Below are 22,983 nucleotides of genomic sequence, written 5' to 3' on the forward strand. Positions count from 1 at the left end.
GCGCTAGAGCCGATGCATGACCGAGATCGTGATCCGCCCTGCCCGCCCCGAAGACGCCGTCGCCCTGGGCGCGCTGGGGCGCCAGACCTTCATCGACACCTTCGTCGAGGGGTTCGGCATCCCCTATCCGCCGGCCGATCTGAACGCGTTTCTGGACGCCAGCTTCGATCTGGAGCCGACGCTGAAGAAGTTGGCGGAGCCCGACTGCGCCTGGTGGGTGGCTGACCGCGACGGCGAGCTGCTGGCCTTCGCCAACGCCGGCCCCAACGGCCTGCCCCACCCCGAGGCTCGACAGTCGCACATGGAGTTGCGCCGGCTCTATGTATCCAAGGCGGCGCAAGGTCTGGGGCTGGGAACCCGACTGCTGAAGCTGTCTCTGGTCTGGATGCAAAGCCACACGGACGGACCGCTGTGGATCGGCGTCTGGAGCGGCAACGACAAGGCCCAGCGCCTCTACGCCGCCTATGGTTTCGAGAAGGCGGGCGAATACGACTATCCCGTCGGCGCCTGGCGCGACCGCGAGTTCATCTTGCGGCGCGGCTGATCCGGGTTCACATCCCTCTCATGCTCCTGCCCTTCTTCACCGCGCTGCGCGACGCCAAGGTTCCGGTGTCGATGAAGGAATGGCTCCATCTGATGGAGGCCATGGATCGCGACGTGGCGGGGCGCGAGGTCGAGGCCTTTTATCACCTGTCGCGCGCGGTGCTGGTCAAGGACGAGAAGCACTATGATCGGTTCGATCAGGTGTTCGGAACGGTGTTCAAGGGCGTCGAGTCGGTCGGGTCGGGCGAGGATCTGACCACCGACATTCCTGAGGACTGGCTGCGGCTGCTGAACGAAAAATATCTGACCGACGAGGAGAAGGCCCAAATCGAGGCGCTGGGCGGCTTCGACAAGCTGATGGAGACGCTGAAGCAGCGTCTGGAAGAGCAGAAGGAGCGACACTCGGGCGGCTCGAAATGGATCGGCACGGGCGGGACCAGCCCCTTCGGACACGGCGGCTATAACCCCGAAGGCGTTCGCATCGGCGGTCCGGGCAAGCAGGGTCGGGCGGTCAAGGTCTGGGAAAAGCGCGAGTTCAAGAACCTGGACGACACGGTCGAACTGGGCACCCGCAACATCAAGGTGGCGCTGCGTCGTCTGCGCCGTTTCGCCCGACAGGGGGCGCCCGACGAACTGGATATCGACGGCACCATCGACGGCACGGCGCGCCAGGGCTGGCTGGACATCCAGATGCGGCCCGAGCGGCGCAATACGATCAAGGTGCTGCTGTTCCTCGACATCGGCGGCTCGATGGACGGTCACATCAAGCTGGTTGAGGAGCTGTTCTCGGTGGCCAAGGCTGAGTTCAAGAACCTGGAGTTCTTCTACTTCCACAACTGCCTCTACGAAGGCGTCTGGAAGGACAATCGCCGGCGGCACACGGAGCGTATCCCGACGTGGGATCTGCTTCACAAATACCCCGGCGACTGGCGCGCCATCTTCGTCGGCGATGCGACGATGAGCCCCTATGAGATCACCATGCCTGGCGGCTCCGTCGAGCACTGGAACGAGGAGGCCGGCGCCGTATGGATGAAGCGGGCGCGCCAGCAGTGGGAGAAGTCGGTCTGGCTCAATCCCGTTCAGGAGCGGTACTGGGATTACACTGCCTCCGTCGGCCTGTTGCGCGAGGTCATAGAGCAGCGGATGTTCCCCCTGACGCTCGAAGGCCTCGACAAGGCGATGCGCGCCCTGACAAGGTAGGGGAGATGTTCGGGCGACCGCCTGCAACTTCACGAAGGGTCCGACCATGATCGCCGCCGCCTTCGCCTTGCTGATCCTCCAACAAGCTGCGCCGACCGTCGTGTGGGATGCGCCCGCGCCGGAGGCGATCGTTGAAACGCCGGCGCGGCCCCTCGAGCACAATGTGCCTGCCTGGGGCCTGGCTGATCCCTTTGGCTTCGAGCGCGCACGGTGCAGTCCGCTGGTGCGCGGCCAGAAGTCCATGGCCGAATGCCAGACCGAGGTGCGCCAGCAACTCGCCATCGCCATGGGGTCAAACCTGCCCGAGGCTCTGCGTCCCAGCGGAATGGCCGGCGACTGCCAGATGATCCGGGCCAGCGCCGCGGGCTCGGACTATGCGGTTCAGTGCGGCCCGCAGTCTCGCACGGCGGCCGCGCCCTCCAACCTGCGCGAAATGGATTGTCGTCCGCGTCCGGTCGAGGGCGGGTTCAGCTCTGAGTGCCGCCCGATCGATGGAGCCGACAAGAAGGGACTGTCGCTGACCCTGTGGGGCGACAAGGATTGATCGAAAAGAAAAGCGCCGCCCGCTTTCGCGGACGGCGCTTCGCATCTTCGCGCATTCTAGGGAAGCTTAGGCCTTGTCGTGCAGGCTGTCCTTGACGCCGCCGACAGTATTCTGGACCTTGCCTTCGACCTGATCGGCCTTGCCTTCGGCCTGCATCTTGGTGTCGCCGGTCACCTTGCCGACGCCTTCTTTAATCTTGCCACCGATGTTCTTGGCGGCGCCTTCGATACGGTCATGGTCAGCCATGGAAATCTCCTAATTTTCATCGCCGCGACGTAACGTTGCGGTTCGAAAAATTAAACGACTTCGCTAATGGCCTGTTCCGTAAGGCTCAGCTTGGACGACGCAGCCAGACGGCGACAGCCCAGGCGTGAGAATCGTGACGCAAGCGCGAGATGGCGAAGGTCGGATCCAGCCACACCAGCGTGTGATCGTCCTCACATTTTGCATCGGGATTTTCGGCCGCCACAGTCGCCGTCCAGAAGCCGCCGACATTGTTCACCGGCTCGCGCGTCGAACGCACGAAATACTGGCTGGCCTCGGCGATGCGGTTCAGCGGCGCGACCGTCAAGCCGGTTTCCTCGACGAATTCGCGAATCAGCGCCTGAACCTCGGTCTCTTCCAAATCCAAGCCGCCGCCGGGAAGATCGAAATAAGGGCCGGCCTCGCGTTCGACGCGCACACAGGCGATCAGGCCATCGCGCTCGACGATGCCGAACGCGGTGGCGCGGTGACGATAATCCGAAGCGGGTTTGCGAACGCCGAACTGCAACATGATGAAAACCGACCCTAGAGGTCGAACGACAACCTGGCGCGCACGCCCTTGTGGGCGCCGTCGAACTCGACTGCCGACCGCAGGCCAGACGCCATGGCGGAAATGATCTTGCCTCCGAGCCCCGTGCCCTTTGGCGTTCCATCGCCCATGCCGGGGCCGTCGTCCTCGACCGTCAGCATCACACGATGGTCGCTCTCGCGGCGCAGATGGATACGAATCTCGCCGCCCTGCCCTGGCGCATAGGCGTATTTGACCGCGTTGGTGACCAGTTCGGTGACGATGACGCCGATGGAGACGGCTTGATCGGTCGTGACCGACAACGGCTCAGCGTCCAGCCTCAGTTTGGGCGATCCTTCGTCTGGCCCGATGGACTTGGACAGTTCGTCCATCAGCCCGACCAGATATTCGTCCATCGCCACGTGGCTCATGTCGCCGGACGTGTAGAGGCGGCGGTGAACATGGGCGACGGCCTCGATGCGCGCCTGCGATTCACGCAACGCGTCCTTCGCCCCCTGATCGGTGACGTGGCGCATCTGCAACGACATGAAGCTGGACACCAGCTGCAGCGAGTTGCCGACGCGGTGGTTCACCTCACGCAACATCGCCTCGGCCCGATCGCGCGCTCGGCGGATTTCTTCCTGCGCCAGTTCGTTCTCGCGCTCCAGCCGACGGCGCGACAGGGCGTCCTCGAGCGCCGAGCGCAACAGGGAGGTGAAGTCCTCCGAGACGTCCTTGATCACATAGTCCGCCGCGCCCGCGCGCAAGGCCGCGACGGCGATCCGCCCATCCTGCGCACCCGTCACATAGACGACGGGCGGCGGCGCCGTCAGGGCCAGAATGTCCGGTAGGACGTCCAGCCCGTCTCGCGTCGGCATATAGTGGTCCAGCGCGCAGACGTCGAACTCATCCTGCTGCAACAGATCCAGCCCCGCATCGCCATCAGGCGCGCAGGTGACGGCGTAGCCGTGACGCCCCAGCTCCTTCTCGACCAGTCGGGACAAACCTCGATCATCGTCGATGTAGAGCAGGCGAATAGGCTTTGGCGCGTCGATCGTCAGATCTCCGGCGCCTGGATCACCGACAGGAACAGACCCAACTGACGGATGGCGCCGGCGAAGGATTCATAATCCACCGGCTTGGTGATGTAGACGTTGCAACCCAAGTCGTAACAACGCTGGATTTCGACCTTGTCGTCCGTGGTCGTCAGCACCACGACCGGAGCCCGCTTCAGACGGTCGTTGGCCTTCACCTTTTCCAGAATGTCCGTGCCCGACATATCGGGCAGGTTGAGGTCGAGCAGGATCAGCAGCGGGCCATTGGCGAGGATTTCGTCGCTGAACAGATAGTCGAGCGCCGCACCACCCTCATCGAAATGCTTGATCTCGTTGTTGATGTTGGCCCGGCGGATGTTCTTTTCGATCAGCTTGGCGTGGCCGTGGTCGTCTTCGACCATGATGATTTTGACGGGTTGCGTCACAGCGCGCCTCCGGGTTCAGACAGGATCAGTCGTTTGGGGAATTTCAGCAGGAAAGTCGAGCCTTTGCCCAGTTCGGACTCGACGTCGATGGTCCCGCCCAGGCGGCGCACGCTGTTTCTGACGAACGCCAGCCCCAGACCTTCGCCGGAACGGTCCTGTTTTCCGGAGCGGCGGAACAGCTCGAAGATCCGCTCATGGTCACGCGGGGCGATGCCCCGGCCGTTGTCGGCGACTCGGTAGACGACCCAGCCGCCCGGCACGTCTTCGCCCGACACGACGATTTCGCCTGGCCGGTCGTGATCCAGATATTTGACGGCGTTGTCGATCAGGTTGCCGACGATCTGCTCCATCGAAATGCGGTCGCTTTCGATCTCGGGCAAGGACTGAACCTCGATGCGGGCGCCCGAAGCTTCAGTCTGGTGATGGACGCTATTAGCGATATTCTGGGCCATCGTCGTCATGTCCAGCGGTTCTGGAAGCAGGTTGCGGCGACCTTCGCGCGACAGCTTCAGGATGGCGTTGATCAGCCGGTCCATCTTCTCGGTCGAGGCGCGGATAAAGCCGATCGCCTCGGGCATTTCCTCGCGCACGGCGGTGACGATCTCGGGATCGACGACGCGCGTCTTTTCCGCCTCGTAGATCGCCTTGTCGACGATCTTGCCCGCCTGCTCCAGTTCGGAGGTGTAGCCCATCACGTTGACCAGCGGCGCGCGCAGGTCGTGGCTGACGATATAGGCGAAGCGCTGGATTTCCTCGTTCGCGCGCATCAGGTCGCCGGTGCGCTCGCGAACCTTGTCCTCCAGGCTGGCGTTGGCGGCGTCGAGCGTCGCACGGGCGGACTGGATCTCGGCCACGTATCGCCGCACCAGCCAGGCCGACAGCAGGGCCAGAACGATGACCAGAAGCCCCGCGATGGCGTTCATGACCACCGTCAAAACGCCAGACCGTTCCGACGCGATCCGTCGGTCCTCGATCCGCTTGGATTTCAAGGCATCGAACGTGTCCACGGCCGCGCGCAGTTCGTCCATGTAGCGCTTGCCCTCGCCCGAGCGCACGGACTGGATCGACTGACCGATCCGTCCCTGCTGAGCCAGCGACACGGTGCGCTCCATCTCCGCCCATTTGCGATCGGCGAGGCGATGAATGGGATCGACGGTAGCCTTCAGGGTCGGGTCGAGCGCCGCCCCCTCGTCCAGGAAGGCCAAGGCCGGCGCCATGTCCGCCTGCGCCTTGCGATAGGGTTCGAGGAAGTCGCTGCGCCCGGTCAACAGGAAACCGCGTTGGGCCGTCTCGGCGTTCAGCATGGCGATCAAGGTCGTACGCGCCGCCCGGCGCATCTGCTGGGCGTGTTCGATGGTCCGGTTCACTGACGCCGTGCGCTGGATCATCACGAACGTCGTCGCATTGACCAGAATCAGCAGCCCGAACACCAGGACCAGCATCGCCGACATGGACCGGGCCAACGACGGCGTACGCATGAAGTCGCGCAGGCGCGACCATTGGGATCGGGGGTTCGGACTCATGACGGCGGAGCTTTAGCGGGGTGCGTCGCCGCGTCAAACGTCAAACTGCCAAGTCGGCGGGATCAGACTTGGCCCAAGGTCCGTAGACGGGCCTTGGGATGGATCTCGTTCTGGCTCATCACGACGGTCTGGCCGCGGAAGCGTTCGATGATCGATCGCACATAGGGCCGCGTCATCGGGCCGGTGAGCAGCACCGGGTTTTCGCCCGTCATGGCGATCCGCTCGAAAGTGTCACGCACGGCGCGGATGAAGTCCTGAAGGCGCGACGGCGCCATCGCCAGCTGCTTGTCTTCGCCCTGACCGATCAGGCTTTCGGCGAAGGCGTTTTCCCATTCCGGCGAAAGGGTGACGATGGGCAGGGCGCCCTCGCCGTCCTTGTTCTGCCAGCACAGTTGCCGGCCCAGACGCGCACGAACGTGTTCGACCAGGGTCGTGACGCTGGAGCTGTGCGGCGCGGCCTCGGCCAAACCTTCCAGAATGGCCGGCAGGTCGCGGATCGACACTTTCTCGCGCAGCAGAGACTGCAACACCCGCTGCAGCGTCGTGACGGTGACCACGCTGGGCACCAGTTCCTCGACCAGCTTCTTCTCTTCGGCGCCCAGTTCCTTCAGCAGCTTCTGCACCTCCGCATAGGACAGCAGATCGGCCATATTATCTTTCAGGATCTCGGTCAGATGGGTCGTCAGGACCGTCGACGGATCGACAAGCGTATAGCCCCGGAACGTCGCCTCCTCGCGCAGACCTTCCTCGATCCAGGTCGCTGGCAGGCCAAAAGCGGGTTCGCGCATATGCTCGCCCGGAAGCTCGACCTGACGGCCTGCCGGGTCCATCGCCATCAGGTGGCCCAGCCGCACCTCGCCCGCGCCCGTCTCCATCTCCTTGATGCGGATGGCGTAGCCCTGGGTCGGCAGGCGCATGTTGTCGAGGATGCGCACCTGGGGAATGACGAAACCGTATTCCTGGGCCAGCGACCGCCGCAACGCGCGGATTTGATCGGTCAGGCGGCGTCCTTCAAGATCGTTGATCAGGCTGAGAAGCGAGTAGCCGAGTTCGATCTTCACCTCGTCGATGGTGAGGACGTTGGCGATCGGCTCTTCGACGTCTTCCTTGGGTTTTGCGGCCGCTGCCGCCGCGGCGATCTCCGCCTCTGTCGGCTGAGGCTTCAAGCGATTGCGGCCCAGCCTCCAAGCCATGAAGCCCGAGCCGATGGCCAGAGCCGCGAACGGGATCAGCGGCATACCGGGGATCAGACCGATCAGACCGGCGGCGCCCGAGACCACGCCCAGCGACACGGGATTGGTCGCCAGCTGGGTGACCATGGCCTTGTCCGCCGTGCCTTCGACGCCGGCCTTGGACACTAGGAAGCCGGCGGCGATCGAGATGATGATGGCCGGCACCTGCGTCACCAGACCATCGCCGATGGTCAGTTGGACATAGGTGTTGGCCGCCTCCATCGCCGGCATGCCGTGTTGCAGCGTGCCGATCAGTATGCCGCCGATGGCGTTGATGAAGGTGATGATCAGCCCGGCGACGGCGTCGCCGCGCACGAACTTGGAGGCGCCGTCCATGGCGCCGAAGAAGGTCGATTCCTGCTCCAGCTCCTTGCGGCGCAGCTTGGCCTGATCCTCGGTGATCAGGCCCGACGACAGATCGGCGTCGATGGCCATCTGCTTGCCCGGCATGGAGTCGAGGGTGAAGCGGGCGGACACTTCGGCGATCCGGGTCGAGCCCTTGGTGATGACGACGAAGTTCACCACCAGAATGATCGCAAAGATGATCACCCCAATGATGAAGTTGCCGCCCATCATCAGTTGCCCGAAGGCGTTGATGACCTGACCCGCCGCATCGTGACCTTCCTGGCCGTGGGTCAGGATCAGACGCGTGGAGGCCAAGTTCAGGCCCAGCCGGAACAGGGTCGAGACCAGCAGCACGGTCGGGAAGATGGCGAAATCCAGCGGCCGCTTCATCATCACGGCGGTCATCAGGATCAGCACGCTGGACACCAGCGAGAAGGCCAGCAGCAGATCCAGCAAGAACTTGGGCACCGGCAGGATCAGCAGCATGATCACGCCGATCACGCCGACCGCCATCAGCACTTCGCCGCGGTTGACCCAACCCAAGACGTCGCGGCCCGTCGGGCGCGCCATGCCGTCCTTCATCATCACCGGCGTATCAGTCACGGCCCAACGCCTTCAGCGCGCGACGCGTCGCCTCAGCGACGACGACCGCATTGGCGTCGTCCGATGTCGCCCGGGTGGCGTGGTAATAGGCGGCGACGATCACAGGTTGGCCGTTCGGCGGATACAGCAGGCCGATGTCATTGGTCGGCCCATAGCCCCCCGTCCCCGTCTTGTGCGCCACCCGCCAATTCGCAGGCGCCCCAGCCCTAAGACGATTCTGACCCGTGGGCGTATCGGTCATCCACTGCAGCAATAGGGCGCGCGACGCCGCCGTCAGGGACGAGGCCGGATCGAGAAAAAGACGTTGGAGATTGGCGATCGACTGGTTGGGAAGGATCGTATCCTTGTCGCCGTCCAGACGATTCATCTCCGGCTCGAACCGATCTGAGCGGGTGCTGCCGTCGCCGATGCCGCGATAGAAGGTCTGCATCGCCGACGGGCCGCCCATGGCCTTCAGCAACAGATTGGCGGCGGGGTTGTCGCTGACCTCAACCGCGCCCTTCATCAACTGCTCGACCGTCAGGCTGGCGCCAACGGCGGGCTCGGTCACCGGAGCGTGGTTGATCATGTCCGCCGCAGTGATGGGGATGCGGCGATCAAGTCGCTCCTGCCCGGCCTGCGCCCGCAACAGGGTCGCGGCGGCCAGATAAATCTTGAAGGTCGAGCAATAGACGAAGCGTTCGTCGCCGCGCCAAACCAGCTTACGCCCTGTCGCCGCGTCCTGAACGACGAAGCCGAGACGGCCGCCATTGCGCGCTTCCAGGTCGGCCAGGTCAATGATCTCGTCTGACAGAGGGGCGGGCGCGGCAGGGCGTGATTCCGCGCGCGGCGAACAGCCGACCGCGCTCAAGGCGGCCAGCCCCGTCAGGACGCATCGGCGCTCCACGGGTGCGCGCATGGGTTCAGGCCGCGTAACCCGAGGCGGAGACGCCGCTCATCGGCGCCGGAATGGCCGTGCCCTCATCGGCGTATTCGTTCAGCTTGTTGCGCAGGGTGCGGATCGAGATGCCCAGGATGTTGGCCGCGTGGGTGCGGTTGCCCAGGCAGTGGGTCAGGGTGTCCAGGATCAGCGTCTTTTCCATCGCCGCCACAGTCTGGCCCACGAAGCTGCGGGTCACTGCGTCGGCCGCTTGGGCGGCGCGGGCGGCCACCCCGGCTTGCGGCGCCTCATAGGCCTGTCCCGCCATCATGCCCGCGCCCATGCCGCCCAGCGGCTGACCGTCCGGCAAACGGATGGCGTCGACGTCGATCTCGGGGCCGGTCGCCAGCAGCACTGCGCGGTGCATGGCGTTTTCCAACTCGCGGACGTTGCCCGGCCAGCGATGGGCCGAAATGGCCTGACGCGCGGCGGCCGAGATCGGACGCACCGGCACGCCGTTGGCGGCGGCGTATTTCTTGATGAAGTGGTCGGCCAGAACCACGATGTCGCCGGGCCGCTCGCGCAAGGACGGCAGGCGCAGGTTCACCACGTTCAGGCGATACAGCAGGTCCTCGCGGAAGGTGCCTTCCGCCACGGCCTTGGCCAGATCGCGGTTCGAGGTGGCGATGATGCGGATGTTGACCGAGACCGGCTTGGAGCCGCCGACACGGTCGATGACGCGCTCCTGGATGGCGCGCAGCAGCTTGGCCTGAAGCCGGGCGTCCATCTCGGAGATTTCGTCCAGCAGAAGCGTGCCGCCGTCGGCCTCTTCGAACTTGCCGATGCGGCGCGCGACCGCGCCGGTGAAGGCACCCTTCTCGTGGCCGAACAGTTCGGACTCCAGCAGGTTGTCGGGAATGGCGGCGCAGTTGACGCTGATGAACGGGCGCTCGGACCGACGCGAATGCTCGTGCAGATACCGCGCCATCACCTCCTTGCCGACGCCGCTTTCGCCGGTGATCAGGATTGATGCTTCCGAGCGCGCGACCTGGTCGGCCAGTTGCAGCACCGCCTTCATTGATGGGTCGGCCGAGATCATCGGCTTTTCGTCGTCGGCGACGGCCGACAGGACGGCGGCGATCAGTTCGGCGTCGGGCGGAAGCGGAATGAATTCCTTGGCGCCGGCCTTGATGGCTGCGGCCGCCTCTCGCGCATCGGCATCGACGCCGAAGGCTACGACCGGAATGGTGATCCGCTCGGCCTCGTTGGCGGCGATCAGGGCGGCGATGTCCAGCTGATAGTCGACCATCAGCAGGTCGGCGCCCTGCCCCCGGCGCAGTTGCTCGGTCGCCTGGTCGGCGCGCTCGACGTGATTGACCTTGGCGCCGTGCGCCATGGCCATCTTGACCGCCGAAGCGAGCTGGCCGCTCAGTCTGCCTACCACCAGAAGACGCATCGTTCTTCTCCTCTAATCTCTAAAGCCGGTCGCCAATCAGGCGCCCGAATCCTCGGTCTTGATGATTTCCGTCATGGTCACGCCCAGCCGGTCGTCGACGACGACGACCTCCCCGCGCGCGATCAGGCGGTTGTTGACGAAGATGTCGATCGCCTCGCCGACCTTGCGGTCCAGCTCCAGCACCGAGCCCTTGTTCAGCTTCAGCAGCTGGGCCACCGACATGTGCGACTTGCCCAGAACCGCCGAGATGTTGACCGGCACGTCGAAGACCGTGGCCAGGTCGGCGGCGCTCTTTTCGCCGCTGTCGTCCAGGGGCGGCAGGCCCGAAAGGCCGGAGAATTCCTCCAGCGCCAGGTCGTCGGATGCCATCAGAACATGCTCCTGTCGACGGGAAGGGTTTCGGCGTGTCCGGCCTCGGCGGCCAAGGCGGCGGTCAGGGCCTCAGCGACGCGGTCGGCCGAGCCTTGCGGATCGTGATCAGCGCGCCCGTCGGCCCATTCCAACTGGAACGCGGCCTGGGCCATGCCCGGTTCATCGCGGAAGGCGACCACGCCGGTAAAGCCGCTGTCGGCACAGGCGCGCTCGATTAGGCCGCGCGCCTCGTCATCCAGGCCCGAGGCGCGAACGACCAGACGTGGCGAGGCGTCGATTTCCTGCGCCAACAGTTCCAACGCGGCTTTCAGCGGCGCATGCGGAAACCGCTCCAGAGCGGCCCCGGCGATGGTGCGCGCAGCAGCCAGGGCTAGGTCAGCGGCCTGTTCCCGGTGCGCCTGGGCCACAGCCTTCAGGGTCGGCATGGCCGAGGCCACAGCCTGGGCGATATTGCTCAGGGCCATGGCGCGGATGTTTTCGACCTCGCTGAGCGCCTGTTCGCGCGCCTCCAGACGCCCTTGGGCGACCAGAGCATCGACCTCGGCCGGCAGATAGGAGCGTTTGGCTGGCGTCCAGGCGCCCGGGCGCACGACCGTGCCGTCCGCGTCAAACTCTGTGTCAAAGGCGAAGAGGCGCCGGATTTCAGGGGACTGGGTCATGTCAGTAGATCAACTCGTCGTCGGCGCCCTGACCGGCCAGCATGATGTCGCCCTTGGCGGCCAGATCCTTGGCGACCTGGACCATGGCCATCTGGGCGGCGTCCACGTCCTTCAGACGCACCGGCCCCATCGACTCCATGTCCTCGCGCATGATCTTGGACGCGCGCTCGGACATGTTGGAGAAGAACATCTCGCGCAGACCTTCGGACGCGCCCTTCATCGCCAGGCCCAGCGAATCCTTGTCCACGGCGCGCAGCAAGGTCTGCACCCCGCCCGGATCCAGCTTGGACAGATCCTCGAAGACGAACATCAGGGCGCGGATGCGTTCGGCCGACTCACGATTGCGCTCTTCCAGGGCGCCGATGAAGCGGGCCTCGGTCTGGCGGTCGAAGCTGTTGAAGATGTCGGCCATCATTTCGTGGCTGTCGCGCTTGGAGGTGCGCGCCAGGTTCGACATGAACTCGGTGCGCAGCGTCGCCTCGATCTTGTCCAGGATCTCGCGCTGAACGGGCTCCATGCGCAGCATCCGCTGGACGCATTCCAGGGCGAAGTCTTCCGGCAGGCTGGTCAGGACGCGCGCGGCGTGGTCCGATCGCACCTTGGACAGGATCACGGCGACAGTCTGGGGGTATTCGTTCTTCAGATAGTTGGCGAGAACGGCCTCGTTCACATTGCCCAGCTTGTCCCACATGGTGCGACCGGCCGGCCCCCGGATCTCCTCCATCAGGCCATCGACGCGATCCTTGGGCAGGAAGGCGGCCAGCAGCTTTTGCGTCTGCTCATAGCTGCCCATCACGGCCCCGGAGCCGGACAGGCCCGAGACGAACTCGATCATCAGGGCCTCGACGGCCTCGGCGCTGACGTTGCCCAGGGTCGCCATGGCCTGGGAGATTTCCTTGACCTCGTCGTCGTCCAGCCGCTCCCACAGGGCGGTGTGCTCTTCGCCCAGCGCCAGCAGGATGACGGCGGCCTTCTCCGGCCCCGACAGCTTGTTGGGATCGTCGATCGAGGCTTTCTTGTTGACCAGCTTCGCCATCAGCCTTCGGCCACCCAGGTCCGCAGGATGCCGGCCGCGTCATCGGGATGCGACTGAACGAAGTCGGCGACCTTCTTGACCGACGACGCCTTCACCTGACCCTCGATGCGGGCGATGTCGATCTTCTGTTCCATCTCGCTGGGCGCCGGCAGCTGAACCAGCTGAGGCTGGCCGTCCGGGCCGATCACCGTGGTCGCCACGGTCGTGACCGGCACGCCGTTGGCGCCCGCCAGCGCCGGCAGATTGGCCCCGCCACCGGCGGCCGTCTTCAGCAGAGGACGCAGCACGAAGAAGATCAGCAGCAAGGCGACGACCGTCAGAATGCCCAGCTCGACGAAACGCATGATGTCGTTCTTGGAGAAGTCCAGCAGCGACGACTTTCCGTCCAGACCGCCCTCAATGCCCGTGTCGTGGTTGAAGCGGACGTTGATCACTTCGATCTTGTCGCCGCGTGTCTCGTCGATGCCGGCGGCGGCGGCGACCAGCGACTTGATCTGGGCGATCTCCTCGGCCGTGCGCGGCGCATAGGTCGGCTCGCCCTTGCCGTCCTTGGCCGGCGTCCACTTGCCGTCGACCGCGACGGCGACGGCCAGCTTCTTGACCTCGCCCGGCTCCTTGGTCGTGGTCGTGGTGGTCTTGGAGATTTCGTAGTTGGTCGTCTCGGCGTTTTCCGAGTTGGTCGAACCGGCCGGCGTGGCACCGGGCGCCGCCCCGCCAGGGATGTTGTTCGTCGCAGTCACGCCGCCGTCGGGCTGGGCGCTGTTGTCTGCGGATTGCGAGCCGTTGGTCGTGGTCGAGCGGACGACCTGACCATCGGGATCGAACTTTTCTTCCTGTGTCGTGGCGCGGCTCTGGTCGATGTCGGCCGTGACCTGAACGCGAGCAGCGCCCGCGCCGACGACGCCTTCGACGATATCCTTGATGCGCGCTTGAAGCTGGCTCTCGGTATTGCCCTTGGCCTCGGCGGCAGAGGCTGAGGTGAAGGTTCCGTCGTCGCTGCCGGCCGCCAGAGTGCGGTTGGTCTGGTCCGCCACTGTGACGCGGTCGGGCTTCAGGTTCGGCACGGATGAGGCCACCAGATTGCGGATCGCCCGCACCTGATCGCTGGTCAGGTCACGCCCTCCCAGGCCCACCAGCACGGCGGCGGTCGGTTCGCCGGCGGCCGAGGTGAACATCTCGCGGCGCGGCATGGTAATGTGAACGCGGGCGGCGGTGATGCCGCGCATGGACATGATGGTGCGCGACAGTTCGCCCTGCAGGGCGCGCTGCTCGTTCAGCTGCTGCTGGAACTCGGTCTGGCCCAGCACCGACTGGGTGTCGAACAGCTCGTAGCCGACCGATCCGGACGTGACCAAGCCCTTACCCGCGACCAGCATACGGGCGGTGCCGACCTCGTCGCGGTTGACCATGATGGTCGAGCCGTCGCCCTTGGACGAATATTTGATGCCGGCCTGATCCAGGGCGGCGCTGATCTCGCTGGCCTCGCGCAGATCCAGGTTGGAATAGAGAAGCGCGTCCGGCGCCTGGCCCATGCGCAGCATGACGGCGACCAGCACGGCGGCCACGCCTGCGGCGACGCCGAGGACCGCAGCCAGACGGCCGATCCCGAACTTCTGCAACGCCGCTGTGAAGCCGCCCACGCGTCCCCGCCCCCTACTCGCGGGAGACACGAACGCCCCGCTAGGCAGAAAATGCCGCCTGGATGGTAAACGTCGCGTTAAGACCCGCTTAAGGGCGCGCCCCGCCCGCCTGAAGCTGCGGCAAAACCGCCGGCGCACCGGACGGCAGGGGGGCTGTCGGATCTCTCAGCCACGAGACCACATCGCGATAGACGATCTCGGCGTCCAGATCGCGGTTCAGCAGATGCCAGCCGTTCGGATACCATGCGGTCCGCAGCGTCCCGCCCTCCCGCTCGGCCCGCTCCAGCGCCAACTTCATCGGCCCCTTCTTCACCACCTCGTCGTGGGCGCCGTACATCAGGATGGCGTCGCCCCGGATGCGGCCCAGGCTGCGCGACGAGGCCTCCATCAGATCGACCAGCCCATAGACCGTGTCGAACCGGGTCGCGAGGATGCTCATCGGATCGCGCCCGTTGCGGATCAACTCCAGCGTATTCGACGAGGCGTGGATGTCGCGGGTGATGAACTCTGGCGGTTCCAGCGCCACGTCGCCCAACGCCCGCGCTGCGATGTTCAGCGCCGTGCTGTTCAATGGTCCTTGCGTCGACCAGCCCCAGACGCCGGGCGCCAGCAGCACGATCCGGTCCGCATCCGGCGGATTGTCGGAGCCGAACGCCGCCGCCGTCACCGACCCTCCCATACTCTCGCCCACCACAGCGATGACGGCATTGGGATAGCGGGCCCGCGCCATCGCGGTGATCTCGCGCAGATCATCCGTCATCCGCTGCTGCCCTGCCCATTCGCCCCGCCCCAGCGCCCCGCCGAAGCCACGCTGGTCGTAGGACCAGGTCTCGATCCCCTGCTCGGCCCACCAGGGGCCGGCCAGACGGAAGCTGGCGTCGTGATCGTTCATCCCATGCAAGGCCACGATCACCGCCCAAGGCGCCCCATCCTTTGGCCCCCAGTGCAGATACGGCAGGCGCGCGCCGTCCGACATGACCAGCGCCCGATCCTCGACATGGGCGCCGACAAAGCCCGGCGGCGGCGTCAACGGCGGCTGAATGTGGGGTGCGGCGCAGGCCGACAGAATGAGCGCGGCGGTCAGCGGCATAAGTCTGGAGGCGATCAAGGCCATGTGTCCCAAGCAGCGCTCACGATACCACCGGCACGTCCTTCTCGCTGGAGCGAACGGCCGCCGGATTTGCAGAAGTCAGAATGCGCCGAACGCGTTCCCGCAGATAGGGAAGCACCTCCGCCTCAAACCACGGATTCTTCTTCAGCCAGGCCGTATTGCGCCAAGACGGATGCGGCAACACCAGCAGATCCGGCGCATACTCCCGCCACGCTCGGACCGTTTCGGTCATGGTCCGCTTGGCCTTATCGCCCAGCGCCCACGCCTGGGCATAGCCGCCGACCAGCAGGGTCAGTTCCATCTGCGGCAGGGCGTCCAGCAACTGCGGTCGCCACAGTTCCGCACAGCGTGTCGGCGGCGGATAGTCGCCGCCTTTCGGCGCGGTGCCCGGATAGCAGAAGGCCTGGGCCGCCACCCCGATGCGCGGGTCGGCGTAGAAGGTCTCATAGTCCACGCCCATCCAGTCACGAAGACGATCGCCTGAGGGATCCGTGAACGGGAGACCGCTCTCGTGGACGCGTCGTCCCGGCGCCTGGCCGCAGATAAGCAGCCGCGTCTCGGGAAAGACCCGCACTACCGGGCGCGGCGTGTGCGGCAGGACGCCCGCGCAGGCGCGGCAGGCGCGGATGTCGCTCAGGATATCCTGGAGATCAGTCGTCATCGCCCTCGACGACCGGCGGACGGCGGCTCAGCGCCAGGGCCGTTTCTTCCTCGGTCGCCTGGCGCAGGCGCGTGACGCCGCGGAAATTGTCCGGATCGACCGCCTTGCCCTTCTTGGTGATGGTCAGCTTGCCCTGGCGCATCAGACCCAAAGCGGTCGCGCGGACCTTGGGCAGCATGCGCTGCCACTGCTCGGGCTGTAGCTCTTTGGCCACTTCCGCGGGCTCAATGCTCTTGCCGGGCTCAAGCGCGGCGATTTTGTTCAGGATTGCGGTTTCGATCGGGTCGCTCATTGCGCCTATATGCTGCAACGCACGCCCATAAGTAAGGCCGAGTCTGCATGCCCAAGAAAATCACCATCACCGAGGGCGAGTTCGCCGGCTGGCAGACCTACGATCTGCACGACACCTTCGACACGGTGGTCGGCCCCTTCTACGGCAAGCCGGATCCCGACGGGCACATGCGCTGCGCCTTCCGCGCCGAGCAGAAGCATATGAACGCAGGCGGGCGGATGCACGGCGGCTGCCTGATGACCTTCGCCGACATCGCCATGTTCCAGATCGCCTATCAGGAGATGGAAGGCGCCTCGGGCGTCACGGTCCAGTTGGACTCCACCTTCATCGACGGCGGCTATGTCGGCGAACTGATCGAGGCCACGGGCCAGGTGACAAAGGCGGGCAAAAGCCTGATCTTCGTGCGCGGCCAGATCAACACCGGCGACCGCCTGCTGATGACCTTCTCCGGCGTCATCCGCAAGTTCACGCCGCGGTGAGACGCCGGTTTCCGGCCGCGTATCTGAAGTCCTTCAGCACGACGGCGCCCGATCCCGCGCAATAGATGGCCGGGCGCAGGCTCAAGAACCCGCCGAAGACATTGTGATTGAGGCCCGACACCTCCATCCGCGTCGGATGTCGCACCCAGGTCGCCCCGCGATCCAGCGAGTAGTGATAGGTCACGACGTTCTCGTCGTTGTCGATCTTCAGCTTCAGCTCGCGAGTGACGGCGGGAATGGCCGCCCACGTCTGTTCCTCGGCGTACTGGTAGGATTTGATGACACGCCCGTCGAAGCCCAGACCGACGAAGGCCTTGTGGTTATAGAAGAGCAGCAGCCCCGCCTCGGCCTCGCCCGACAGCGCCAGATCGATTTCGACCCGATAGCTGCGATCTCTAACAAGGCAAGCCAGTGGAGAAGAGTCCGCCGGAGAACGGCCCTGACCTTCCAGACGCAATGATCGGTCGGCTCGGGTGAGCCGATTTGCGGCGTCCGCCTTGGGCTGGTGGAAGCTCCATTTCACGCCCATACGGTCGTGGCTGAAATCGTCCGACAACGCCGCACCGGCTGGGGAAGCCTCGCGCGCACGCGGCTTGGCTAGCGAGCGAGACAGATCGCCCCCCATGGCCCGAAACCATCCGTCGGCGGTCCACTCCACCGGCTCCAGCAGCGTCTGCCGGCCCAAGGTTCGGAACCCGTTTTCATAGCCGTGATAGACCATCCACCAATCGCCGGCGGGGCCTTCGACCAGGGTCGCATGTCCCCTGGACCACCAAGGTTCGTCGACGGACTGAGTGCGCACCAGTGGATTTTGCGGACAGTTCTCCCACGGCCCATGAACCGAGCGTGAGCGGGCCGCGATCACCATATGGCCGGTGACCGGCCCGGCCGTGCCGCCGACGGCGGTGACCAGATAGAACCAGTCGCCTCGCCTCAGCAGCTTTGGTCCCTCAGGCGCAAAGTTCTCGGTGATCCAGTCGTCGGGATACCGCCAGGGATCGTAGGCCGGCTCCACCGCACCGTCCGTGGCCAGACCGTCGTCCGTCAGCCGCACCTTGCGGATTCCGTTGACGAACAGATAGCGGCGCCCGTCCTCGCCCACGACATGGCCCGGATCGATGCAGCCCTCGATCTTCATGTCGACCGGATCGCTCCACGGCCCCGCAATATCGTCGGCCCATATGGTGAAGATCGACCAGCCTTTGCCCGTCGGATTCGCGGGAATGTAGATGAAATACCGTCCCTGATGTTTCACTAGATCCACGGCCCAGACATCGCCCAGCGGCTTGTGGAGCGCAGGCCCGATGGGCGACCAGTTCACCAGATCCTTCGACGTCCAGATCACCAGCCCCGGATAGGACAGGAAGGACGAAAAGGTTATGTAGTAGGTATCGCCGTCCTTCAGGATCGTGGGATCGGGATGGTCCCCGGCGACGATGGGATTCAAGAAGGTGCCATCTCCCAGATCGGCGCTCCGCTGACCTTCGACGCCATCCCCCCAGGTTGGGACGGAACGCGGTGTCGAGACGGGTTCGCCGACGGCGCCTGCACCGAGAATAGGCGCCGCCGCCAATGCGCCTGTGGCTCCGAACAGACGTCGACGATCAATCACGGGACACTGATAGTTAGCGCTAACATGACTTATGGACGCCTGGTCGGATCGCCTTGTCAAGCCGCCGACCTATCGGATTTGGTCAGAAGCCGAAGACGGCCGCCGGCATCGCCCCGACGACGGAAGCAGTCATCAAGGTGGCCAAAAAGCCGGCGAACAGGCCCTTCCAGACCATGCCCAGCACCTCCTCGCGGCGTTCGGGCATCAGGACCGACAGGCCGGTCACGGTGATGCCGACCGAGCCGATATTGGCGAAGCCGCACAGGGCGTAGGTCATCAGCATGCGCGTGCGCTCGGTCATCTCGGCGGCCGGCACCTTGCCCAGGTCGATGAAGGCGACGAACTCAGTCAGGGTCAGTTTGACGCCCAGCAGCCAGCCGGCGACATCGGCGTCCTTCCACTCCACCCCGATCAGCCAGGCGACCGGCGCGAAAATCCAGCCCAGCATCCGCTCGACGGTCAGGGGCGCATCGAACACCACGAACCCGCCCAGCATGACATTGACCAGGGCGACCAGCGCCACGAACACGATCAGCACGGCCGAAATGTTCAGCACGACCATCAGGCCGTCGGACGTCCCTTTGACGATGGCGTCGATGGCGCTGTCGTATTTCAGGGCCGAGTCATAGTCGGCGACGGCGCCGCCCATCCCTTCTTTCTCGGGGATGATGATCCGCGCCAGCAGCACGCCGGCCGGCGCCGACACGATCGAGGCCACCAGCACGTGACCCGCCGCATTGGGCAGCACCGGCGACAGGATCGTCGCATAAGCCACCATGGTCGAGCCGGCGACCGTCGCCAGGCCCACCACCATCATCAAAAAGATCTCGGACCGCGTCAGCTTGTCCAGATAGGCGCGGATCACGATCGGGCTTTCGATCATGCCCAGGAAGATGTTGGCCGCGACCGCCAGGGCCGAGGCGCCGCCCAGCCCCATCGTCTTCTGAAACAGGAAGCCGAAGCCCAAGGTGATCCACTTCAGAATCTTCCAATGCCACAGGAGGGCCGACAGGGCGGAAATCACCAGGATCAGCGGCAGAACCTGGAAGGCGAAGGTGAAGAGCGCGCCTTGGTTGGACACCGCATAGGGTTGGTCCCCGCCGGCCAGATAGCCGAAGACGAACTTCGTTCCCTCGGTCGTGGCGACCGCCAGACCATCCACCGCGCCGGTCACCGCCGCCAGCACCGCCTGCGAACCGGGGATCGCGAACAGGGCCAGCACCAGCCCCGCCTGCACCAGGATCGCGCCGATGGTCAGCCGCCAAGGGAAGGCCTTGCGGTTTTCCGAGATCGCCCAGCAGACCGCGACGATGACGACCAGACCGAGAAGGCTCTGGAGGTTCAGGAGGCTGAACATAAAAACGATCCCCGCACCCGGCGCGCCTGCCGGTCTTTACTCGCTTCAAGGACAAAGTGACGCGGCTGGCAAGCGAAACGAAAAAGGGCGGCCCTTAAGGGACCGCCCTCCTCCTGTCGCCGCGCCTCGGCTTACAGTTGGCCGCGCACCAGCTTGCCGTAGTGATCCATCAGATCCAGCGACAGGGCGCCGGGGGTGAAGCGGTATTCGCCCACCTCGGCGACCGGGGTCACCTCGACCGCCGTGCCGGTCAGGAAGCATTCGGTGAAGTCCGACAGTTCTTCCGGCTTGATCTCGCGCACCACGACCTCGATGCCCTTTTCGCGAGCGATCTCGATCACGGTCTGACGGGTGATGCCGTCCAGAATGTGCTCGACGTTCGGCGTGTGGATGACGCCGTCCTTGACGAAGAAGACGTTGGCGCCGGTCGCCTCGGCGACATAGCCGCGCCAGTCCAGCATCAGGGCGTCGGCGAAACCGCGACGCTCGGCGGCGTTCTTGGACATGGTGCAGATCATGTACAGACCCGCCGCCTTGGCCGTCGTCGGGGCTGTCGCCGGATCGGGACGACGCCACTTGGACCATTCCAGACGCAGGCCGCGCGCCTTGACCTCGGGGTCGAAATAGCTGGGCCAGTCCCACACGGCGATGGCCAGGTGCACCTTGTTGTTCAGGGCCGAAACGCTGGTCTGTTCCGGGCCCAGGTAGGCGACGGGACGCACATAGCAGTCCGTCAGACCGTTCTTGGCGCAGGTTTCCTTAGAGAAGGCGTCGATTTCAGCGACGCTGTAGGGTATCTCGAAATCGAGCAGGTTGGCGGACCGCTTCAGGCGCTCGGAATGTTGCGTCAGCTTGAAGATTTCGCCGCCGTACATACGCTCACCCTCAAAGACCGACGAGCCATAGTGAAGGGCATGGGTCAGAACGTGCGTTTTCGCTTCCCTCCAGGGGACGAAATCGCCATTCACCCAGATGAAGCCGTCACGATCGTCGAAAGGAACGAAGGCCATTGAAATACGTCTCCCGCGAAACTGACGGTCTTAGAGCCGCACGAATCGCTCAGGTCAACGCCGCAAGCGGGGGAAACGTCGCATGAGCATGACGGAATCGCGTTCGCATGGCCGCTCAGGCCCCATCGCCGGCCCCGGCGTCGGCCGCCATCTGCTGATTGTCGACGACGACGATCGCATCCGTGAACTGCTGAAGGAATTCCTAGCGCGCGAAGGCTATCGCGTGACGGGCGCCGCGCACGCGGCGGCCGCCAAGCGGATGATGGAGCTGATCGAGTTCGACCTGGTCGTGCTGGACGTCATGATGCCGGGCGAAAGCGGCCTGGACCTGACCAGCTGGGTCCGCAACAAGGCCGAATTGTCCAAGACGCCGGTCCTGCTGCTGACGGCGCGCGGCGATCCCGAGGACCGCATCGAGGGCCTGTCGCGCGGCGCCGACGACTACATGTCCAAGCCCTTCGAACCGCGCGAACTGGTGCTCCGCATCGACGCCATCCTGCGTCGCACCGGCGGCAAGCCCATCGGTCCCAAGGAGATCAAGCTGGGCACCGCCGTCTTCGACATGGAACGGCTGGAGTTGAGCCGTGACGGCGCGCCCCAGCGCCTGACCGAAGCCGAGGCCCAGTTGCTCAAGACCCTGGCGCTTCATGCCCATGCCCCGGTCGAGCGGATGAGCCTGTCGCCGGACACCGCCGACATCACCGGCCGCGCCGTGGACGTCCAGGTGACGCGTCTGCGCCGCAAGCTGGAAGTTGATCCCAAGAACCCGCGTTATCTCCAGACGGTGCGCGGCGTCGGCTATATGCTGGCTCCCGACTGAGCCGATGCGGCTTCTGCCCGCCTATCTGTGGCCGCGCTTTCTGAAGCGGCGCCTGCCGACCTCGCTATGGGGCCGGTCGCTGCTGATCATCGTCCTGCCGGTGCTGGTGATGCAGATGGCGGTGACCTGGGTCTTCTTCGACGCTCACTGGCAGACGGTGACCGCGCGTCTGTCCGAAGGGCTGGCCGGCGACATCGCCTGGGCCGTCGAGAGCTATGAGGACGACCCCAGCCCGGCGAACCTGGACAAGCTGGCCAATCGCGCCGAGCGATCCATGTCCCTGTCCATCGTGCTTCAGGATGGGCGCACCCTTCCGACGGAAGAACGCCGCGGCGCCATCGGCGTGGTGGACCGTGTGCTGGACAGGGCCTTGGACGCGCGTCTGGACCGCCCCTACTGGTTCGACACCACCCGCTATCCCGCCTACGTCGACATTCAGGTGCAGGAGCCGCAAGGGGTGCTGCGCATCATCGCCCCGCGCGAGCGCGCGGTGGCGACCCAGGCTCATATCTTCGTCCTTTGGTTGGCGGTGGCCACCGTCCTGCTGATGGGGGTCGCCATCCTGTTCATCCGTAATCAGGTCCGCGCCATCGAGCGTCTGGCCGACGCGGCCGAGGCCTTCGGGCGCGGCGAAACCGTGCCCCGGTTCAAGCCGCACGGCGCGCGCGAGGTTCGCGCCGCTGCCGTCGCCTTCATGGCCATGCGAGACCGAATTCAGCGCCACATCGATCAGCGCACCGCCCTGCTTGCCTCGGTCAGCCACGACCTGCGCACGCCCCTGACCCGTCTGCGCCTCGAACTGGCTCTGGCTCCACCTTTCAAGCGCCAGTCGGCCATGCGTGGCGACCTGGACGAGATGGAGCATATGATCGACGAATACCTCGACTTCGCCCGTGGCGAGGCGGGCGAACCACCCAAGCCGGTGTCGATTTCCGACCTGTTGAAGGCGGCCGGCGAGGATGCGAAACGCGCCGGCGCCGAGGTCGAAGTTGTCGTGGCTGATGGCCTGACCGCCTCCGTTCGCCCCCTCGCCTTCAAGCGCGCCCTGGTGAACCTGGCCGGCAACGCCGCCTCGCATGGCGAGAATGTGCGCCTGTCGGCCCGCGCCCTGGCGTCAGGCGGGCTGGAGATCATCGTCGAGGACGACGGACCCGGCATCCCCGTGGCCATGTATGACGAAGCCTTCCGGCCCTTCTCGCGCCTGGACGACTCTCGCAACCAGAACCGCAAGGGCGTCGGTCTGGGCCTCGCCATCGCGCGCGATGTGGCGCGCGGCCACGGCGGCGACGTCACCCTGGATCGCAGCGAACTGGGCGGGTTGAAAGCGACGATCCGCATCCCCGGCGCGGTCACCGTCGCCGAGTCCGCTTAAGGCTT

The 22,983-nt window shown here is 65.3% G+C and carries 24 protein-coding genes; 6 read left to right on the plus strand and 18 right to left on the minus strand.

The annotated features are described in order from the left end of the window. The first annotated feature begins 16 nt into the window (after positions 1 to 16). From A4249_RS09715 to A4249_RS09725, 3 genes are read left to right on the plus strand one after another with little or no spacing between them, the layout of a single operon-like run. Positions 17 to 544, plus strand: a complete 528-nt coding sequence (locus tag A4249_RS09715) for a GNAT family N-acetyltransferase (RefSeq protein ID WP_066552278.1) — start codon at positions 17 to 19, stop codon at positions 542 to 544. 20 nt (positions 545 to 564) lie between these two features. Then, complete coding sequence (locus tag A4249_RS09720; RefSeq protein ID WP_066552280.1) at positions 565 to 1,743, plus strand: vWA domain-containing protein; 1,179 nt, start codon at positions 565 to 567, stop codon at positions 1,741 to 1,743. A gap of 46 nt (positions 1,744 to 1,789) precedes the next feature. Then, the gene (locus A4249_RS09725; RefSeq protein ID WP_066552282.1) at positions 1,790 to 2,287 is read left to right on the plus strand and encodes a hypothetical protein; all 498 of its coding nucleotides are present in this window, start codon (positions 1,790 to 1,792) and stop codon (positions 2,285 to 2,287) included. A 66-nt stretch (positions 2,288 to 2,353) separates the two neighbouring features. Here the strand turns inward: A4249_RS09725 and A4249_RS09730 are convergent, their stop codons facing one another. From A4249_RS09730 to A4249_RS09800, 15 genes are all read right to left on the minus strand, one after another. Beyond that, on the minus strand, positions 2,354 to 2,533 hold the full coding sequence (locus A4249_RS09730; RefSeq protein WP_066552284.1) for a CsbD family protein: 180 nt from the start codon (positions 2,531 to 2,533) through the stop codon (positions 2,354 to 2,356). An 85-nt stretch (positions 2,534 to 2,618) separates the two neighbouring features. Continuing rightward, positions 2,619 to 3,062, minus strand: coding sequence for an NUDIX domain-containing protein (locus A4249_RS09735; protein WP_066552285.1), 444 nt, complete (start codon positions 3,060 to 3,062; stop codon positions 2,619 to 2,621). A 14-nt stretch (positions 3,063 to 3,076) separates the two neighbouring features. Continuing rightward, positions 3,077 to 4,063, minus strand: a complete 987-nt coding sequence (locus A4249_RS09740; protein ID WP_231868685.1) for a histidine kinase dimerization/phosphoacceptor domain -containing protein — start codon at positions 4,061 to 4,063, stop codon at positions 3,077 to 3,079. 53 nt (positions 4,064 to 4,116) lie between these two features. Continuing rightward, positions 4,117 to 4,539 (minus strand): response regulator, encoded by a 423-nt coding sequence (locus A4249_RS09745; RefSeq protein ID WP_231868686.1) that lies wholly within the window; start codon positions 4,537 to 4,539, stop codon positions 4,117 to 4,119. Further along, a complete protein-coding gene (locus tag A4249_RS09750; RefSeq protein WP_197458370.1) occupies positions 4,536 to 6,062 on the minus strand; it encodes a sensor histidine kinase in 1,527 nt (508 codons plus the stop codon). The genes A4249_RS09745 and A4249_RS09750 overlap by 4 nt, the downstream gene beginning before the upstream one ends. Before the next feature lie 62 nt (positions 6,063 to 6,124). Next, the gene (gene flhA / locus A4249_RS09755) at positions 6,125 to 8,224 is read right to left on the minus strand and encodes a flagellar biosynthesis protein FlhA (RefSeq protein ID WP_055754112.1); all 2,100 of its coding nucleotides are present in this window, start codon (positions 8,222 to 8,224) and stop codon (positions 6,125 to 6,127) included. A 10-nt stretch (positions 8,225 to 8,234) separates the two neighbouring features. Next, the gene (gene bla / locus A4249_RS09760) at positions 8,235 to 9,140 is read right to left on the minus strand and encodes a class A beta-lactamase (protein WP_066552291.1); all 906 of its coding nucleotides are present in this window, start codon (positions 9,138 to 9,140) and stop codon (positions 8,235 to 8,237) included. A 4-nt stretch (positions 9,141 to 9,144) separates the two neighbouring features. Further along, entirely contained in the window at positions 9,145 to 10,557 is a 1,413-nt protein-coding gene (flbD, locus tag A4249_RS09765; protein ID WP_055803826.1) for a sigma-54-dependent transcriptional regulator FlbD, read from the minus strand. A gap of 36 nt (positions 10,558 to 10,593) precedes the next feature. Then, positions 10,594 to 10,926 carry a flagellar motor switch protein FliN gene (gene fliN / locus A4249_RS09770; protein WP_039246916.1) on the minus strand — a complete coding sequence of 111 codons (333 nt, stop codon included), beginning with the start codon at positions 10,924 to 10,926 and terminating at the stop codon, positions 10,594 to 10,596. Beyond that, entirely contained in the window at positions 10,926 to 11,588 is a 663-nt protein-coding gene (locus tag A4249_RS09775; RefSeq protein WP_066552293.1) for a flagellar assembly protein FlbE, read from the minus strand. The genes fliN and A4249_RS09775 overlap by 1 nt, the downstream gene beginning before the upstream one ends. 1 nt (position 11,589) lies before the next feature. Next, complete coding sequence (gene fliG / locus A4249_RS09780) at positions 11,590 to 12,624, minus strand: flagellar motor switch protein FliG (RefSeq protein WP_055754108.1); 1,035 nt, start codon at positions 12,622 to 12,624, stop codon at positions 11,590 to 11,592. Continuing rightward, a complete protein-coding gene (gene fliF, locus A4249_RS09785) occupies positions 12,624 to 14,264 on the minus strand; it encodes a flagellar basal-body MS-ring/collar protein FliF (RefSeq protein WP_066552295.1) in 1,641 nt (546 codons plus the stop codon). Before fliF ends, fliG begins: the two co-directional genes overlap by 1 nt. 88 nt (positions 14,265 to 14,352) lie before the next feature. Next, a complete protein-coding gene (locus tag A4249_RS09790; protein ID WP_066552297.1) occupies positions 14,353 to 15,378 on the minus strand; it encodes an alpha/beta fold hydrolase in 1,026 nt (341 codons plus the stop codon). Between the two features lie 16 nt (positions 15,379 to 15,394). Continuing rightward, entirely contained in the window at positions 15,395 to 16,036 is a 642-nt protein-coding gene (locus A4249_RS09795; RefSeq protein WP_066552298.1) for a uracil-DNA glycosylase family protein, read from the minus strand. Then, positions 16,026 to 16,328: a DUF3253 domain-containing protein gene (locus tag A4249_RS09800; RefSeq protein WP_017504494.1), complete on the minus strand. Its 303-nt coding sequence runs from the start codon at positions 16,326 to 16,328 to the stop codon at positions 16,026 to 16,028. The genes A4249_RS09795 and A4249_RS09800 overlap by 11 nt, the downstream gene beginning before the upstream one ends. A 47-nt stretch (positions 16,329 to 16,375) precedes the next feature. Between A4249_RS09800 and A4249_RS09805 the strand changes: the two genes are divergently transcribed. Beyond that, positions 16,376 to 16,807, plus strand: coding sequence for a PaaI family thioesterase (locus A4249_RS09805; protein ID WP_055754103.1), 432 nt, complete (start codon positions 16,376 to 16,378; stop codon positions 16,805 to 16,807). Here the strand turns inward: A4249_RS09805 and A4249_RS09810 are convergent. The 3 genes from A4249_RS09810 to A4249_RS09820 all read right to left on the minus strand — a co-directional run bounded on the left by A4249_RS09810 (position 16,794) and on the right by A4249_RS09820 (position 20,786). Beyond that, positions 16,794 to 18,419 carry a family 43 glycosylhydrolase gene (locus A4249_RS09810; RefSeq protein WP_082854119.1) on the minus strand — a complete coding sequence of 542 codons (1,626 nt, stop codon included), beginning with the start codon at positions 18,417 to 18,419 and terminating at the stop codon, positions 16,794 to 16,796. The two genes, A4249_RS09805 and A4249_RS09810, sit on opposite strands and share 14 nt — an antisense overlap. A gap of 82 nt (positions 18,420 to 18,501) precedes the next feature. Beyond that, positions 18,502 to 19,776 carry a NupC/NupG family nucleoside CNT transporter gene (locus tag A4249_RS09815; protein ID WP_066552300.1) on the minus strand — a complete coding sequence of 425 codons (1,275 nt, stop codon included), beginning with the start codon at positions 19,774 to 19,776 and terminating at the stop codon, positions 18,502 to 18,504. 131 nt (positions 19,777 to 19,907) lie between these two features. Beyond that, positions 19,908 to 20,786: a branched-chain amino acid aminotransferase gene (locus A4249_RS09820; RefSeq protein ID WP_066552302.1), complete on the minus strand. Its 879-nt coding sequence runs from the start codon at positions 20,784 to 20,786 to the stop codon at positions 19,908 to 19,910. 88 nt (positions 20,787 to 20,874) lie between these two features. Between A4249_RS09820 and A4249_RS09825 the strand changes: the two genes are divergently transcribed. Both A4249_RS09825 and A4249_RS09830 read left to right on the plus strand, forming a co-directional pair. After that, on the plus strand, positions 20,875 to 21,606 hold the full coding sequence (locus tag A4249_RS09825; RefSeq protein WP_369814635.1) for a response regulator: 732 nt from the start codon (positions 20,875 to 20,877) through the stop codon (positions 21,604 to 21,606). Between the two features lie 4 nt (positions 21,607 to 21,610). Beyond that, positions 21,611 to 22,978, plus strand: coding sequence for a sensor histidine kinase (locus tag A4249_RS09830; protein WP_066552303.1), 1,368 nt, complete (start codon positions 21,611 to 21,613; stop codon positions 22,976 to 22,978). The last annotated feature ends 5 nt before the right edge of the window (positions 22,979 to 22,983 follow it).

It is taken from the genome of Brevundimonas sp. GW460-12-10-14-LB2 (genome assembly GCF_001636925.1).
GTDB classification, from domain to species: domain Bacteria; phylum Pseudomonadota; class Alphaproteobacteria; order Caulobacterales; family Caulobacteraceae; genus Brevundimonas; species Brevundimonas vesicularis.

Coding starts and splice junctions, on each gene's coding strand:
- A4249_RS09820 (WP_066552302.1), bottom strand. CDS start 20,786: ATGGCCTTCGTTCCTTTCGACGATCGTGACGGCTTCATCTGGGTGAAT.
- fliN (WP_039246916.1), bottom strand. CDS start 10,926: ATGGCATCCGACGACCTGGCGCTGGAGGAATTCTCCGGCCTTTCGGGC.
- A4249_RS09830 (WP_066552303.1), top strand. CDS start 21,611: ATGCGGCTTCTGCCCGCCTATCTGTGGCCGCGCTTTCTGAAGCGGCGC.
- A4249_RS09730 (WP_066552284.1), bottom strand. CDS start 2,533: ATGGCTGACCATGACCGTATCGAAGGCGCCGCCAAGAACATCGGTGGC.
- fliG (WP_055754108.1), bottom strand. CDS start 12,624: ATGGCGAAGCTGGTCAACAAGAAAGCCTCGATCGACGATCCCAACAAG.
- A4249_RS09750 (WP_197458370.1), bottom strand. CDS start 6,062: ATGAGTCCGAACCCCCGATCCCAATGGTCGCGCCTGCGCGACTTCATG.
- A4249_RS09720 (WP_066552280.1), top strand. CDS start 565: ATGCTCCTGCCCTTCTTCACCGCGCTGCGCGACGCCAAGGTTCCGGTG.
- A4249_RS09775 (WP_066552293.1), bottom strand. CDS start 11,588: ATGACCCAGTCCCCTGAAATCCGGCGCCTCTTCGCCTTTGACACAGAG.
- A4249_RS09735 (WP_066552285.1), bottom strand. CDS start 3,062: ATGTTGCAGTTCGGCGTTCGCAAACCCGCTTCGGATTATCGTCACCGC.
- A4249_RS09725 (WP_066552282.1), top strand. CDS start 1,790: ATGATCGCCGCCGCCTTCGCCTTGCTGATCCTCCAACAAGCTGCGCCG.
- A4249_RS09825 (WP_369814635.1), top strand. CDS start 20,875: ATGACGGAATCGCGTTCGCATGGCCGCTCAGGCCCCATCGCCGGCCCC.
- bla (WP_066552291.1), bottom strand. CDS start 9,140: ATGCGCGCACCCGTGGAGCGCCGATGCGTCCTGACGGGGCTGGCCGCC.
- A4249_RS09790 (WP_066552297.1), bottom strand. CDS start 15,378: ATGGCCTTGATCGCCTCCAGACTTATGCCGCTGACCGCCGCGCTCATT.
- flbD (WP_055803826.1), bottom strand. CDS start 10,557: ATGCGTCTTCTGGTGGTAGGCAGACTGAGCGGCCAGCTCGCTTCGGCG.
- A4249_RS09795 (WP_066552298.1), bottom strand. CDS start 16,036: ATGACGACTGATCTCCAGGATATCCTGAGCGACATCCGCGCCTGCCGC.
- flhA (WP_055754112.1), bottom strand. CDS start 8,224: ATGATGAAGGACGGCATGGCGCGCCCGACGGGCCGCGACGTCTTGGGT.
- A4249_RS09815 (WP_066552300.1), bottom strand. CDS start 19,776: ATGTTCAGCCTCCTGAACCTCCAGAGCCTTCTCGGTCTGGTCGTCATC.
- A4249_RS09800 (WP_017504494.1), bottom strand. CDS start 16,328: ATGAGCGACCCGATCGAAACCGCAATCCTGAACAAAATCGCCGCGCTT.
- A4249_RS09805 (WP_055754103.1), top strand. CDS start 16,376: ATGCCCAAGAAAATCACCATCACCGAGGGCGAGTTCGCCGGCTGGCAG.
- A4249_RS09715 (WP_066552278.1), top strand. CDS start 17: ATGACCGAGATCGTGATCCGCCCTGCCCGCCCCGAAGACGCCGTCGCC.